This window comes from Streptomyces sp. NPDC025793 (assembly GCF_055558375.1).
In genome coordinates this window covers 555,188-568,966 of sequence record NZ_JBVHMR010000003.1, presented here as the reverse complement: position 1 = coordinate 568,966, position 13,779 = coordinate 555,188, and the positions used below count along the sequence as shown (strand labels likewise).

The 13,779-nt window shown below is 70.4% G+C and carries 11 protein-coding genes and 1 pseudogene; 2 read left to right on the top strand and 10 right to left on the bottom strand.

Going from position 1 to position 13,779, the window contains the following annotated elements; all coding sequences use genetic code 11:
* Window positions 1–95 precede the first annotated feature (95 nt).
* Window positions 96–645, bottom strand: a pseudogene (locus ACZ4MF_RS10180) (isochorismatase family protein).
* A 52-nt stretch (window positions 646–697) separates the two neighbouring features.
* Here ACZ4MF_RS10180 and ACZ4MF_RS10175 point away from each other — a divergent pair.
* Window positions 698–1,258 (top strand): GNAT family N-acetyltransferase, encoded by a 561-nt coding sequence (locus tag ACZ4MF_RS10175; RefSeq protein WP_467491550.1) that lies wholly within the window; start codon window positions 698–700, stop codon window positions 1,256–1,258.
* Here the strand turns inward: ACZ4MF_RS10175 and ACZ4MF_RS10170 are convergent.
* From ACZ4MF_RS10170 to ACZ4MF_RS10130, 9 genes are all read right to left on the bottom strand, one after another.
* Window positions 1,255–2,766 (bottom strand): type IV secretory system conjugative DNA transfer family protein, encoded by a 1,512-nt coding sequence (locus ACZ4MF_RS10170; protein WP_467491549.1) that lies wholly within the window; start codon window positions 2,764–2,766, stop codon window positions 1,255–1,257. The genes ACZ4MF_RS10175 and ACZ4MF_RS10170 overlap by 4 nt on opposite strands.
* Before the next feature lie 45 nt (window positions 2,767–2,811).
* Complete coding sequence (locus tag ACZ4MF_RS10165; RefSeq protein WP_356020577.1) at window positions 2,812–4,224, bottom strand: ATP-binding protein; 1,413 nt, start codon at window positions 4,222–4,224, stop codon at window positions 2,812–2,814.
* 14 nt (window positions 4,225–4,238) lie between these two features.
* Window positions 4,239–5,798 carry an SCO6880 family protein gene (locus ACZ4MF_RS10160; protein WP_467491548.1) on the bottom strand — a complete coding sequence of 520 codons (1,560 nt, stop codon included), beginning with the start codon at window positions 5,796–5,798 and terminating at the stop codon, window positions 4,239–4,241.
* Complete coding sequence (locus tag ACZ4MF_RS10155) at window positions 5,795–7,138, bottom strand: hypothetical protein (protein WP_467491547.1); 1,344 nt, start codon at window positions 7,136–7,138, stop codon at window positions 5,795–5,797. The genes ACZ4MF_RS10160 and ACZ4MF_RS10155 overlap by 4 nt, the downstream gene beginning before the upstream one ends.
* Window positions 7,128–7,958, bottom strand: a complete 831-nt coding sequence (locus ACZ4MF_RS10150) for a DUF8175 domain-containg protein (RefSeq protein ID WP_467491546.1) — start codon at window positions 7,956–7,958, stop codon at window positions 7,128–7,130. Before ACZ4MF_RS10150 ends, ACZ4MF_RS10155 begins: the two co-directional genes overlap by 11 nt.
* 164 nt (window positions 7,959–8,122) lie before the next feature.
* Window positions 8,123–8,431, bottom strand: coding sequence for a hypothetical protein (locus ACZ4MF_RS10145; RefSeq protein ID WP_356020567.1), 309 nt, complete (start codon window positions 8,429–8,431; stop codon window positions 8,123–8,125).
* 360 nt (window positions 8,432–8,791) lie between these two features.
* Complete coding sequence (locus ACZ4MF_RS10140; protein ID WP_467491545.1) at window positions 8,792–10,078, bottom strand: S53 family peptidase; 1,287 nt, start codon at window positions 10,076–10,078, stop codon at window positions 8,792–8,794.
* 336 nt (window positions 10,079–10,414) lie between these two features.
* Window positions 10,415–11,788: a S53 family peptidase gene (locus ACZ4MF_RS10135; protein ID WP_467491544.1), complete on the bottom strand. Its 1,374-nt coding sequence runs from the start codon at window positions 11,786–11,788 to the stop codon at window positions 10,415–10,417.
* Between the two features lie 290 nt (window positions 11,789–12,078).
* Window positions 12,079–12,720: a TetR/AcrR family transcriptional regulator gene (locus tag ACZ4MF_RS10130; RefSeq protein ID WP_467491543.1), complete on the bottom strand. Its 642-nt coding sequence runs from the start codon at window positions 12,718–12,720 to the stop codon at window positions 12,079–12,081.
* A 62-nt stretch (window positions 12,721–12,782) separates the two neighbouring features.
* Between ACZ4MF_RS10130 and ACZ4MF_RS10125 the strand changes: the two genes are divergently transcribed.
* Window positions 12,783–13,682, top strand: coding sequence for an oxidoreductase (locus ACZ4MF_RS10125; RefSeq protein WP_467491542.1), 900 nt, complete (start codon window positions 12,783–12,785; stop codon window positions 13,680–13,682).
* The last annotated feature ends 97 nt before the right edge of the window (window positions 13,683–13,779 follow it).

Below are 13,779 nucleotides of genomic sequence, written 5' to 3'. Positions count from 1 at the left end.
ATGGTACTGCAGGGGGGACCCTGTGGGAGAGTAGGACGCCGCCGAACAATTCTTGGGAAAGGCCCACGCCATCAGGCGTGGGCCTTTCTGCGTTTTCAGAAGGTCACTTCGGCCGTGGTCACCGTTCCGCCCGAGCGGCCGGGGGCGCTGTGCCACTTCCAGTACAGGTTGGTGTGGGCGATGACCTGCTCCGGGGCGGGGGCGCCGTACGTGGGTGAAGTCCTTTGTGGTGTGGGCGTCGGCGACCAGCGTCGCGTCGTAGCCACGGACGACGGCGCCGTGCAGGGTGGAGCGGATGCATGCGTCGGTCTGCGCGCCCGTGACGATGAGCCGGCCCACCTTGAGCTCCGACAGCACGGACTCCAGCTCGGTGTCCTCGAAGGAGTCCATCCAGTTCTTGGGCACGAGGGGCTCGGTCTCCTGCCGGACCAGCTCCGGGACGTACTGCCAGTTCTCGCTGCCCTCCTTCAGCTCCTCGTCGGAGTGCTGCACCCAGATCACCGCAACGTCGGCCGCACGGGCCTTGCCGACGAGCGTGTTGATGTTGGTGATGACATCGTCGCGGCGGGGGGAGCCGGCCATCACGCCGTTCTGTACGTCGATGACCAGCAGGGCGGTGTGCGGGCGTTGAGGGAGTGTTGTCATGGCGACCACAATATGAGATGCCACTGACAGTGGGCCGAACTACGGTGGCCCCATGAGCAGCAATCATGACTACGTCATCCGCGCCATACGACGCGACGACTGGCCCCTCGTGAAGCAGTTGCGGCTTGAGGCGTTGCGGGATCCGTTGGCGGATCTCGCCTTTCTGGACACGTACGAGGAGGCCGCGGTCAAGGCGGACGCCTTCTGGCAGGACCGGGCCGAAGGGTCGGGTGAGGGGTCCGCTGCGGCCCGGCAGTTCGTGGCCGAGGCGCCCGACGGGTCGTGGGCCGGCTCGGTGACCGTGCTCATCGAGGAGGCCGGGACGAAGGACTGGGCGGGCACGCCGGTCGAGCGGCGGCAGGGGCATGTCGTCGGGGTGTACGTCCGGCCCGAGCACCGTGGGAACGGGCTGATCAAGGCCCTGTTCGACGCCGGTGTGGCATGGGCGTGGAAGCGCGGCGCACAGCGGGTGCGGCTGCTGGTGCACGAGAAGAACGTGCGGGCGCAGGGGGCGTACCGCAAGGCGGGTTTCGTGCCGAGCGGGGTGACGGTGCCGTTCGTCAAGGACGAGGAGCAGGACGAGTTGGAGTTCGTGCTGGGGCGGCCGTCCTAGACCGGCAGTTCCTGGTGGGGCCAGCGGGAGCGGGCCTGTTCGCGGGAGCGGAGCAGGGCGAGGGTGGGCAGGCCGCGGTCGGAGCCGGTGGTGAGCAGGTCCGGGAGTTGAGGCAGGGGCGCGACGGCCGCGATGTCGTCCAGGACCAGGGTGAGTGGTGGGTCGAGCCGACCGGAGGATGACCGTTCGGCCATGCGCCGGCCGCGCTCGACCACGCTTGAGACGAGGGCCGTCAGGAGCGGCATCGCGCCGGGGTTGCTCCGGGGGTCCTCGATGGATTCACCGACCACATAAAGCGTGCCCCCTTCGTGGACAAAGGAATCCAAGGCGAGCGCATCAGTTCGGTTGGGAGTGCAGGCCTCGCGGATGTTGACCGTGAAGAGGGCGGCGAGGGCGCGGGTGATCAACTCCTGGGCGATGTCCCGGCGTTCGGGGTGCGCGGTGAGGGCTGCTTCGAGTTCGCCGGCGGAGCCGGCCGCGGCCTTGGGATGGGTGCGGAGCGTGCGTACGGCGTCCTGGACCTGAGTGCCCTGGGCCCAGCGGTGGACGTGGCGGACGGTGCGGGATTCCAGGGCGGCGGCGTGGAGGTAGCTTCGCAGGAGCGTGGTTGCCGTGTCCGTGACCGTCTGGTCGAGCTTGGCCGTGGGCTGGACCGGGGTGAGGAGTGCCGTCGCTCTGCTCAGGGCCGTCGGCTTGTCCTCGCAGCCGGCCGTGGGGGACCAGTGGAGGCGGGCCGGCGTGTCGCAGAGGTGCGCGGGGTCGTAGAGGAGGATGGGGCCCAGTTTGGCCCTGGCGTCCTTGGTGTCCGCCAAGAGGACGGGGTTCGAGGTGACGACGAGGGCGGGGCCTTCCGCCTCGTGTACGGCGTGGGCCGCGGTCGGCCGGCGGTCTTCTCTGGGCGCGATGAGGATTCCGTTCCGCCGGCCCACCGGTTCGCCGGTGACCGGGAGGCCGGGTGGTGTGGCTTCCGGCACCGTCTCCCGCATGATCTCCGTCGGCTCCGGCTCGGGCGCCGGCTGAGCCACCGGAGGCGGTACCGGCACCGGCACCGGTACCGGCTCCGGCTTCGGTTCACCGCGCGGCACCGGTACCTCGTGGCGTGGCTCCGGACGCGGTTCCTGGTGTCCTTCCGCCTTCCGCCTCGCCCTCCCCGCTCGCCATCGCGCGACCGCGCCTATCACGAACACGGTGAGGACGAACAGGATCATCAGCTGGCCGAGGAACAGGCCCCAGAACAGGCCCCAGCCGGACAGCTGGTTCGCGGGGGTGTCGGGCCAGGCGCCGGCGATGTCGTGGGGCTGTCCGATGAGATGGCGCATGGCCAGGGGAGTGCGGGTGAAGGCGACCCCCGTGGGCCAGGCTCCCTTGGTGAAGAGCGCGGCCAGCCCGGTGGCCGTCCACACCAGCAGGGTCATGCCGAGGAGGAACGCGAGTATGCCGACCAGGAGGCCGTCGGGGATGCCGCCCTGGCCCTCCCGCCGGTCGGTGCGGCGGTCGTCCGGTCTCACGCCTGTGCCCTTCCTCTACGCGCCTCTACGCCACCGTACGTGCCGCTACGCCACCGTCGACTCGGAGTCGCCCAGGTGCTGTTCCACGAAGGCCGCCGCCCGCTGTTCGGCCTCCAGTTCGGCGGCGCGCAGCACCTCGTCGGCGACGAGGTCGCTGGAGGACTCGGTCATCGCGCGGTCGGTGAAGACCAAGGGGCGTTCCGTCTCGGTGACGAGGTGTTTGACCACCTGGACGTTGCCGTTGACGTCCCAGACCGCGATGCCGGGCGTGAGGGTGGGGATGATCTCCACCGCCCAGCGGGGCAGGCCCAGGACGCGGCCCGTCGACCTCGCCTCGTCGGCCTTCTGGGCGTAGATCGTCCTGGTCGACGCCATCTTCAGGATCGCGGCCGCCTCCTTCGCCGCCGCTCCGTCGACCACGTCGGACAGGTGGTGGACCACGGCGACGAAGGACAGGCCCAGGCGGCGGCCGAACTTCAGCAGGCGCTGGAACAGTTGGGCCACGAAAGGGCTGTTGATGATGTGCCAGGCCTCCTCGACCAGGAAGATGCGCTTCTTCCGGTCGGGGCGGATCCAGGTGTGTTCCAGCCACACGCCGACGATCGCCATGAGGATGGGCATGGCGATGGAGTTGCGGTCGATGTGGGACAGGTCGAAGACGATGAGGGGCGCGTCGAGGTCGATGCCGACCGTGGTCGGGCCGTCGAACATGCCGCGCAGGTCACCGTCGACCAGGCGGTCCAGCACTAGGGCGACGTCCAGGCCCCAGGCGCGCACGTCGTCTATGGCGACGTTCATCGACTCGGCCGACTCCGGCTCGGGGTGCCGTAGCTGCTCCACGATGTCGGTGAGGACCGGCTGGCGGTCCACGATCGACTCGTTGACGTAGGAGTGCGCGACCTTCAGGGCGAAGCCGGAGCGTTCGTCGAGGCCGTGGCCCATCGCGACCTCGATGATCGTGCGGAGCAGCGCCAGCTGGCCCGTCGTCGTGATCGAGGGGTCGAGGGGGTTGAGGCGGATGCCGTGGTTCAGGGCCGCCGTCGGGTCGAGCCGGATGGGGGTTATCCCCAGCTCTTCCGCGATGAGGTTCCATTCGCCGACGCCGTCCTCGCCCTGGGCGTCCAGGACGACGACCTGACGGTCCTTGAAGCGCAGCTGGCGCAGGACGTAGGTCTTCTCCAGGGCCGACTTGCCGTTGCCGGACTCGCCGAGGACGAGCCAGTGGGGGGCCGGCAGTTGCTGGCCGTAGAGCTGGAAGGGGTCGTAGATGTAACCCTTTCCGGAGTAGACCTCGCGGCCGATGATGACGCCGGAGTCGCCGAGGCCGGGGGCGGCGGTGGGCAGGTAGACGGCCTGGGCCTGGCCCGTGGAGGTGCGGACCGGGAGACGGGTCGTCTCGACCTTTCCGAAGAGGAAGGACGTGAAGGCGTCGGTGAGGACGGACAGCGGATCCCGCATCGGTGAATCAGCCCCTACCGTCGGATGCCGGTGGCGAAGGGAAGTGTGTTCACGAAGGCGCGGTGGTGCTCTCGGTCGCACCACTCCAGCTTGAGGTACGACTTGCCGGCGGAGGCCCTTATCGTGCGCTTGTCGCGGGCGAGGGAGTCGGGGGTGCGGGCGGAGACGGTGATGTAGCCGACCAGGTTGACGCCGGCGGCGCCGCTGGCGAGGTCCTCGCCGCGCTGGTCGAGGCGGTTGTGGGCGGCGATGTCCCGGGGGTCGACGGTCCGGTTCATCTTGGCGGCGCGGGACGCCTCGGCCTCGTCGTTGGTCTTCTCGGTCAGCATGCGTTCGATGGCGATCTCGGTGGGTTCGAGGTCCATCGTGACGGCGACGGTGCGGATGACGTCGGGGGTGTGGACGAGGAGGGGGGCGAGGAAGTTCACGCCCACCGGGGTCATCGGCCACTCCTTCACCCAGGCGGTGGCGTGGCACCAGGGGGCGCGGGTGTTGGACTCGCGGGTCTTGGCCTGGAGGTAGGTGGGCTCCATGGCGTCCAGCTCGGCCGGCCAGGCGTTGCGCTGGGTCATCGCCTGGATGTGGTCGATGGGGTGGTCCGGGTCGTACATGGAGTGGATGAGGGAGGCCAGCCGCCCCTGACCGAGCGGCTGGCGGACGCGGATGTCGGCCTCCTGGAGGCGCGAGCAGATGTCGGTCAGCTCGCGGGCCATGACGACGGCGAGCCCGGCGTCGCGGTCGAGCTTGCGGCCGGACTGCGGGCGGGCGGCCTTGGCCATGGCCTGGGCCTCGGCGGCCAGTTCGCGGGTGAAGTGCATGCAGGCGACGAGGTAGGCGCGGTGCTGCTCGCTGCTGGTGGACACCATGGACTGGAGCTGGTCGTAGGAGCGGGAGAGCCAGTCCGGGGCGCGGTCGTCGCCGCGCAGGGCGACGTCCTTGGCGTGGGCGTCGGGGTCGGCGGGGAGGGTGCGGGCGAGCATCTGCAGCCGGGTCACGAAGCCGTCGCCGTTGGCGACATGCTTCAGCAGGGTGCCGAAGCGGTCGACCAGGGCCTCCTGGTCCTCCGAGTCGCGCAGGCCGACGCCCGGGCCCTCGATCTCGATGGCGGCGGTGACGGTCTTGCGGTCGGCGTGCAGCAGTACGGCGATCTCGTCGGGGCCGAAGGGTGCGGCCAGCCAGGTGATCCGCCCGATGCCGGGGGGCGGCCCCACCTCCACCTCCCGTCCGCCGATGCTGGTGCCGGCCTCCATGGCGGTGGAGCGGTAGACGGCGCCGTTCTTGACGGTGCGCTTGTAGCTGCGGTTGATCTCGAACCACTTGTAGAACGTGCGGCGCTTGTACGGCACGTAGACCGCGGCGAGCGCGATCAGCGGGAAGCCCGTGAGCAGCACGATCCGCAGCGAGAGCACCGGGACGAGGAGGCCGCACATCATGCCGAGGAACGCGCCCGCGATGATGAGCGCGATCTCGCCGGACTCACGGTTTCGGCCGACGATCGCGTTGGGCCGGGCGCGGCCGATGAGATACGTACGGCGGGGCGTGACCGGATGGGACAGGTGGGACTCGGTCGTCAACGCCCTTCACCTCCTGAACGGTTGTTGCGGGCGTTGCCGGCGTGCGGGGTGTTGGCCGGGCTGGGCGCGCGGGGCGCGGGCGTGGCGGAGGGGACGGCTCCGCCGCCGGAGGGGCGGCTGCTGTGCGCGGCGACACCGCCGGTGGCGGGGTTGGCCGGGCGGGGGGTGCTGCTGCTGGTGCCGCCCGCGCCGCCGTTGTTGTCGGCGCGGGAGCTGTGGGTCTTGATGCCCTGGGCGACGAGGGTGGCGGGGGAGCTGATGACGGCGGCGGCCTTGCTCTCGGCGCCCTGCATGATGCGGTTGTTGCGGCCGTTCGCGATCTCGTCGCCGAAGCCGGGGACGAAGCGGTAGATCATCGCGCTGGCGAAGATGGCGAGCAGGATGATGGCGAGGCCGGAGACGACGGCGGAGAAGGAGTCGGGGCCGTTGCCGCTCGACAGCGCGCCGGCGAGGCCGAGCACGATCACGATGACGGGTTTGACGAGGATGACCGCGATCATGATGCCGGCCCAGCGCCGGACGTGTCCCCACAGGTTCTTGTCCACGAGGCCGGCGTAGACGACGGTGCCGAGGAGGGCGCCGACGTAGAGGAGGGCGGCGCGGATGACGAGCTCCAGCCAGAGGACGCCGGCGGCGAGGATGCTGACCAGGGAGACGACGATCAGCATGATCGGTCCGCCGCCGATGTCGGTGCCCTTGCCGAGGGCGCCGGAGAAGGTGCCGAAGAAGACGTCGGCCTGGTTGCCGGTGGTCTTCGCGAGGACGGCGCTGACGCCGTCGGTCGCGGAGACGACGGTGTAGAGGATCAGGGGGGTGAAGGCGGAGGCGAGGACGGTGAGCCAGAGGAAGCCGATGGCCTCGGAGATGGCGGTGGTCAGCGGGACGCCGCGGACGGCGCGCTTGGCGACGGCCAGGAGCCACAGCAGGAGCGTGAGGATCGTGGAGGCGGCGAAGACGACGGCGTACTGCTGAAGGAACTTCTCGTTGGTGAAGTCGACGTTTGCGGTGTTCTTCACGGCCTTGCTGAGCTTGTCGATGGTCCAGGAGGCGGCTTCGGCACAGCCTTTGGCGAGGGAGGAGAGGGGGTCCTGGGCAGAGGTGTCCGGGGTGACGGCACCGCCGGATCCGCTGGAGGTGTTGCCGCGTTCGCAGTACTTCTTGGCCTCGCCGGAGATGACGCCGCAGTTGTACTTGCCCGACGGCGAGGGCGACGGGCTGCCCGAGGCGTTGGGCGTGGGTGACGGCGCGGCGACGGCGCGTGTGGCCAGCAGTACTGCCGTGGTCTGCACGGCCGCCACGATTCCGGCGAGCTTCAGCGCACGTTGCGGGCTACCGGGCATACGTGAACCCTCCGTACTGTTCGATGGCCTTGCTGATCTCGTCGGAGGTGGCGGCCTTGTCGTCACCGGGGACCGGGGCCGGGCCGTCCTTCTGGCTGTCGGAGGCGATCTTCCAGTCGCCGCCGGTCCATTGCAGGTCGAACGTCCAGGTCTTCCACGACGAGGTGACGGGGTCGGTCGAGGAGCTGCCGGCCATGCCGATGAGCCCCACGTACCAGACCGCGACCCGGGCGCCGTTGTCCGCGTAGTTCAGTACTGTCGCGCCGGCCGGGACGATCCGGGAGACGAACGTGCTGCCCTGGGGCGGGTTGCCCGCCGCGTCGAGGCCCATCTTGGCGAGGAAGTCGGCCGAGTAGGCCTGGTCCATCGTGCTCTGGAGCCGGTCGGCCGCCTGGGAGGTGTACAGGAGGCTGAGGAGTCTGTGGCGGCTGTCCTTGTTGAACATGCCCGTCGAGCCCAGTGCCACGGCGTAGTTCGAGGCCGCCGACTGGGCGCCCTGCTCCGTGTGGGCGAATCCCGTGGGGACACCGCTGGCCTTGGTCTGCACCGGTTCCGTTCCGCTGGCCGCCGTCGAGGACGTCGCCGGCCTGTTGCCCTTGTCGGAGGCGGTGTCGGCGGACGGATGGTCCCCCCGGTTGGCGAACGCGATCGCTGCGATCAGCAGGACGACCACGCCCACCACGGTCACCAGGCTGCGGGAGGAGGAGCGGGCGGGGCGGCGGGGGGCGCCGCCGTAGGGGTCGTTGTCGGGGAGGCGGGTGCGGGTTTGGCCCGTGGGGCTGTCGTAGTCGGGGTAGGACCCGTCGTCTCCGGGATTCATGCCGTGTACGCCCCCTCACCCTCGTAGGCATACGACGGTAGCCGTGCTGGTTCCCGCGCGGGCGCGGTGTGGTGACTCGACATCAGGGAAACGCAACCTCAGCCGGTGGGCACGACGGACGGGTGGAGACGGGGGGACGGGGGACGGAGGGGCGGGGGGTGTGGCTAGACCGCCATGCCGTACACGATCGTGAACAGGGTGCCGAGGGAGCCGATGATGAAGACTCCGGTGAGGCCGGCGATGATGAGGCCCTTGCCCTGTTCCGCGCTGAAGGTGTCGCGAAGGGCCGTGGCGCCGATGCGCTGTTTGGCCGCGCCCCAGACCGCGATGCCGAGGCACAGGAGGATGGCCACCGCCATCACCACCTCGATCATCACCTTCGCCTCGTTGCCCAGGCTGCCGAAGGGGCCCCAGTTCGGGGCGATCCCGCCGATGATGGTGTTGATGTCACCCTTGCTGGCCGCGAGAAGCATGTAAGTCACCGCCCCTGGTGGGTAGTTCCGTTGGCCCCCTGCGGGGTGCAGAGGTCAGGCCTCATTGTCGCCGACATCGGCGCCGACGTATGTCGACTTGACGTCATTGACTGGCGGGTTTCGTACGTATCGCGCGTACGGTCACTCTGTGTATCACGGCAGGTCACCCCGGGCAACGAGGTCAGACCGGAACCTGTCGTGTGGTTCTGTCGTTGTCCCTCTTTACGACCTGGCACGGTTTCTGACGGCCGGTCGGGTGAGGCTTCGGGACGATGTTCTCATGAGGGACGGGCGGGAAATGGACAAGGCCCCGGCGGCCGGGTGCCGTCGGGGCCCGTGACGTGCGAGGCGGTGGTGCGGTCAGCCGGTGAAGGCCGCCGTGCCCTCGGGGGTGCCCCAGCCGGTCGGGCCGTCGTAGCCCGTGCCGGCGGTGCACAGGTAGCTGGGGGAGCAGGAGCCGTTGTTGCCGCTGGTCACGTCGTTCAGCGCGGAGGTGCCGGCCGCGGTGTACGGGAACTTGGCCGGGTAGCTGCCGCTGGACGGGGTGCCGGCGAGGGCGTACACGGAGGCGATGATGGGCGAGCTGGCGCTGGTGCCGCCGAAGGTGTACCAGCCGGCGGTCACGCCGTAGGAGTCGTAGACGGAGACGCCGGTCGCCGGGTCGGCCACGGCCGCCACGTCCGAGATGGTGCGCTTGGCGCAGCCGGTGTCGGTCTGCCAGGTGGGCTTGGCGTCGTACGCGGAGCAGCCGGAGCCCGTTCCCTCCGTGCTGCTGGTCTTCCAGACGGACTCGGTCCAGCCGCGGGAGGCGGAGGAGGACTTCGACAGGGCGGTGCCGCCCACCGAGGTCACGTACTTGGAGGCGGCGGGGTACTCGGCGCCGTAGGCGCTGTCACCGGCGGAGACGGTGATGGCGACGCCCGGGTGGTTGTAGTACGAGGAGTCGTACGTCGTGTCGGAGGAGGACTCCGAGCCGCCGTAGCTGTTGGAGACGTACTTCGCGCCCAGGGTGACGGCCTCGTTCACCGCCTTGCCGAGGTTGGCCATGGTCGCGGAGGTGGCCTCGACGAGCAGGATGTGGCAGTTCGGGCAGATGGCGGAGGCCATGTCGAGGTCGAGGGACTCCTCCTCGGCCCAGCCGCTGTCGGCGGTGGGGAGCGAGGTGGTGGAGCCGGTCTGGCCGACCTTCTTGAAGCAGCCGTTGGAGGTGGTGCAGGACGGCAGGCCGTAGTGCGAGCGGTATGTGGCGAGGTCGGCGGCCGCGTTCGGGTCGTCGTAGGCGTCGACGATCGCGATGGTCTCGCCGGAGCCGTTGGAGGCGGCGGCGGAGGTGAGGCCGTAGGCCGACTGGAGGTCCGAGGGGCCGTAGCCGGAGGGGGTGGAGGCGTCGGCGGCCTTCGGGGTGATGCCGGTCCGCGCCGCCTGCTGTTTCTGGAAGGCGGTGAGCCCGCCGGTCACGCGGAAGGAGTGGCAGGCGAGTTCGCCCTTGTGCTGGGGGGCGGCACAGGGGGTGGCGGTCCAGGTGGCCTTCGCGGTGGGGGCGGCGGCGTCGGCGTGGGCCGCGGTGCCGAGGCCGGCGAAGGCGAGTGCGGCGGTGGCCGCGAAGGCGGTGCCGAGGCGGCGCCACCGTCTGTGAGTCGTACGCATGTGTGCAGCTCCTGGTTTCCGGGTGGGGGGTGGGAACAGGGCTGTGCGGGTGCGTGCGGCGGTGCGTGGAACGCGGTAGACGATGACTTGTTGAGTACGTGACAACCAGGGGGTAACTGGAATCCTGGCGTCCGACTTACCGAAGCATTCCGTTCACTTGACCCAACTCATGGACAACGCATGGGAGTTGGACAGGATGGAGAGGCGCCGGGCAGGGAAAACGGGCCGCGGCCGGCTGCCGTGGCCCGTCTTCCTTCTCCGTGCCGCCGAGGGGACCCCACGTCCCCCTCAGACTGGCGGCTCCCCGTGACCCGACGGGGTGGAGCCTTGTGTCACTCAGCTCGCACTGAAGGCGCTGGTGCCCTCGGGGGTGCCCCAGCCGGTCGGGCCGTCGTAGCCGGTCCCGGCGGTGCAGAAGTAGTCCGTGTCGCAGGTGCCGTTGCTGCCGCTGGTCACGTCGTTGAGGGCGGAGGTGCCGGCCGCGTTGTACGGGTACTGCGCCGGGTAGTCGCTGCTGCCCGGGGTGCCGGCCAGCGCGTAGACCGAGGCGATGATCGGTGCGGAGGCGCTGGTGCCGCCGTAGGTGTTCCAGCCGCTCGCCTGGTAGGTGTCGTAGACCGAGACGCCGGTGGCGGGGTCGGCGACGGCGGACACGTCGGCGATCATGCGGGTGGAGCAGCCGCTGTCGGTCTGCCAGCTGGGCTTGGGGTCATTGGCCGAGCAGCCGGAGCCGGTGCCCTCGGTGCTGGAGGTGTTCCAGACGGACTCGGTCCAGCCGCGGCTGCTGGAGTCCGTGGACAGGGCGGTGCCGCCGACGGCGGTGACGTACTGCGAGGCGGCCGGGTACTCGGCGCCGTAGGCGCTGTCGCCCGCGCTGGCGGTGATGGCGACGCCCGGGTGGTTGTAGTACGAGGAGTCGTACGTCGTGTCGGAGGAGGACTCCGAGCCGCCGTAGCTGTTGGAGACGAACTTCGCGCCGAGCTTGACGGCCTCGTTCACCGCGGTGCCGAGGTTGGCGTCGGACGCCGACTTGGCCTCGACGAGCAGGATGTTGCAGTTCGGGCAGACCGCGCTGACCATGTCGAGGTCGAGGGACTCCTCACCGGCCCAGCCGCTGTCGGCGGTGGGGAGCGAGGTGGTGGAGCCGGTCTGGCCGACCTTCTTGAAGCAGCCGTTGGACGTGGTGCAGGACGGCAGGCCGTAGTACGACCGGTACGTCGCGAGGTCGGCCGCCGCGTTCGGGTCGTCGTAGGCGTCGACGATGGCGACGGTCTCGCCGGAGCCGTTGGAGGAGGCGGCGGAGGTCAGGCCGTAGGCCGACTGGAGGTCCGAGGGGCCGTATCCGGTGGGGGCGGCGGAGGAGGCCTTCGGCGAGACGGTCTTCGGCGCGATGCCCTTGAGGGCGGCCTGCTTCTCCATGAAGGCGGTGGTGCCGCCGGTGACACGGAGCGCGTTGCAGGCGGCGTAGCCCTTCTTCGGGGTGGCGCCACATGCCCGCGTGTACTGCACGTGGGCCTTGGCGACCTGGGCGGCGACGGCCTGGGCGCTCACCTTGGTGGCCGCCGTGTGGCCGGTGGTGGCGGTGGTGGCGCTCGCGTGGGCCGCGGTGCCGAAGCCGGCGAGGGCGAGCGCGGCGGTGGCCGCGGCCGCGGTGCCGAGGCGGCGCCATCTACCGCGTATGTGGGGGGAGTTGTGGGTGGACGTACGCAAGGTACAGCCTCCTGGAAGTGGGTGACAGAGGCCTGCGGGTGTGGGGGTCCACCGATGGGGTGACCGGTGGGGGCGGCGGCCCGGGTTCGACCCTTGCTTGTTGAGTACGCGACAACAAGAAGGGTCTTGGAATTCTGACTCCCGCGTTACTGAAGCCGGGCGGAGGCTTACTGATCAATGGCCGTGTGCTGGCTCTGTGCTGGGAGTGGCTTGACCTGGGGCACAGGGCGGGCACAGGCGGCGGCCGATGGGTGCGGCTACGCGCGTAACTGACGGGTGGCGAGCGCGTGTTATCGCGGCCGGAGTCCGTTCAGCAGCAGATGGACGTGTTCGTCCAGGCCGCGCATGGCCTCCTCGGCGTCGAGCGCGCAAGCGGCGATGAGGGCGGCGAGGCCGTGCAGGCTCGCGGCGGCGACCATGGTGATCCGCTCGGGGTCGCCCGCGACGATCTCCCCTCGCTCCTGGGCGTCCGCGATCATCCGCGTGATGGAGCCGAGGGAGAGGTCGACGGCCGTGGCGAGCAGTTCGGAGCTGTCGGAGCGGGCGGAGTCTTCGGGGGCGTGTTTGCGCGCGAACATCAGCTCCAGCAGCTCGGGGTTCTCGACGGCGAAGCCGAGGTAGGCGCGGGCGAGTGCGGTCAGCCGTCCCTCAAGGCCGAGGCCGGGGTCCTCGACGGCGGAGTCCAGCGCCCGGTTCAGTCGCTCGTACCCGTCCAGCGCGAGGGCGTCGAGCAGGGCCTGCTTGTCCTTGAAGTGCCGGCCCGGGGCGGCGTGACTCACGCCGATGTCGCGGGCCAGCTCGCGCAGCGAGAGCGCGCCGACGCCCTTCTCGCGCAGGGTGCGCTCGGCGCTCGTGAGCAGGGCGGTGCGCAGGTCTCCGTGGTGGTAGGGGCGGCGGGAGGGAGACGGCGAGGAGGAGGACAGGCGCGGCATGCCCACCATGGTAACGGGATGTTGTCATTGACAGCTTTGTTGTCGATGCCTACATTCGGGGTATGGCTACTCACAAGTGGAACGTGACCGACCTCCCCGACTTCAGCGGTCGTACGGCCGTGATCACCGGAGCCAACAGCGGCCTCGGCCTCGTGACGGCCCAGGCGCTCGCCGGGGCCGGAGCGCACGTGGTGTTCGCCGTACGGGACCTCGCGCGCGGCGGCGCCGCCGCGGCGCGGGTGGGCGGCAGTACGGAGGTGCGCCGGCTGGACCTGGCCGACCTGGACTCGGTGCGCGAGTTCGCGGCCGGCTGGGACCGCCCGCTGGACCTGCTGATCAACAACGCGGGCGTGATGATGCTGCCCGAGCAGCGCACGCAGCAGGGCTTCGAGATGCAGTTCGGCACGAACCACCTCGGGCACTTCGCGCTGACGAACCTGCTGCTGCCGTATGTGACGGACCGCGTGGTCACGGTCTCCTCCGGTCTGCACCGCGGGGGCGACGGGGTGATCAGCTTCGAGGACGTGAACCTGCGCGGCCGCTACACCCCGAGCCGCGCCTACGCCCAGTCCAAGCTCGCGAACCTCCTGTTCACCCTGGAGCTCCAGCGCCGCCTCACCGAGGCCGGCTCCCCGGTGCGGGCCCTGTCCGCCCACCCCGGCTACGCCGCCACCAACCTGCAGAGCCACCACGGGAGTGCCCTCATGAGGGGAGTCATGGCGGTCGGCAACAAGGTGTTCGCCCAGAGCGACCGGGCCGGCGCCCTGCCCACGTTGTTCGCCGCGAGCCAGGACCTGCCCGGCGCGGCGTACGTCGGCCCGGACGGCCTCGGCGAGATGCGCGGCGCCCCGACCCTGGTCGGCCGCAGCGCGGCGGCGAGCGACCCGGCGGCGGCGCGGCGGCTGTGGACGCTGTCGGAGGAGATGACGGGGGTGGCGTGGGGGCTGAAGCCGGCGAGCTGACGGCTCACGGGCTCAGCGGGGAGGAGCGCGGGGGGGGGGGGGGGGGGGCGACGTCGGCTGTGGCCACACGCCCGGCGGAGGCGGCGGGGATCAGTCC

Bases quoted from the DNA above. Each gene is read 5' to 3' on its own strand.
- ACZ4MF_RS10175 (WP_467491550.1), top strand. From the start codon at position 698: ATGAGCAGCAATCATGACTACGTCATCCGCGCCATACGACGCGACGAC.
- ACZ4MF_RS10140 (WP_467491545.1), bottom strand. From the start codon at position 10,078: ATGCGTACGACTCACAGACGGTGGCGCCGCCTCGGCACCGCCTTCGCG.
- ACZ4MF_RS10130 (WP_467491543.1), bottom strand. From the start codon at position 12,720: ATGCCGCGCCTGTCCTCCTCCTCGCCGTCTCCCTCCCGCCGCCCCTAC.
- ACZ4MF_RS10155 (WP_467491547.1), bottom strand. From the start codon at position 7,138: ATGCCCGGTAGCCCGCAACGTGCGCTGAAGCTCGCCGGAATCGTGGCG.
- ACZ4MF_RS10150 (WP_467491546.1), bottom strand. From the start codon at position 7,958: ATGAATCCCGGAGACGACGGGTCCTACCCCGACTACGACAGCCCCACG.
- ACZ4MF_RS10125 (WP_467491542.1), top strand. From the start codon at position 12,783: ATGGCTACTCACAAGTGGAACGTGACCGACCTCCCCGACTTCAGCGGT.
- ACZ4MF_RS10145 (WP_356020567.1), bottom strand. From the start codon at position 8,431: ATGCTTCTCGCGGCCAGCAAGGGTGACATCAACACCATCATCGGCGGG.
- ACZ4MF_RS10165 (WP_356020577.1), bottom strand. From the start codon at position 4,224: ATGCGGGATCCGCTGTCCGTCCTCACCGACGCCTTCACGTCCTTCCTC.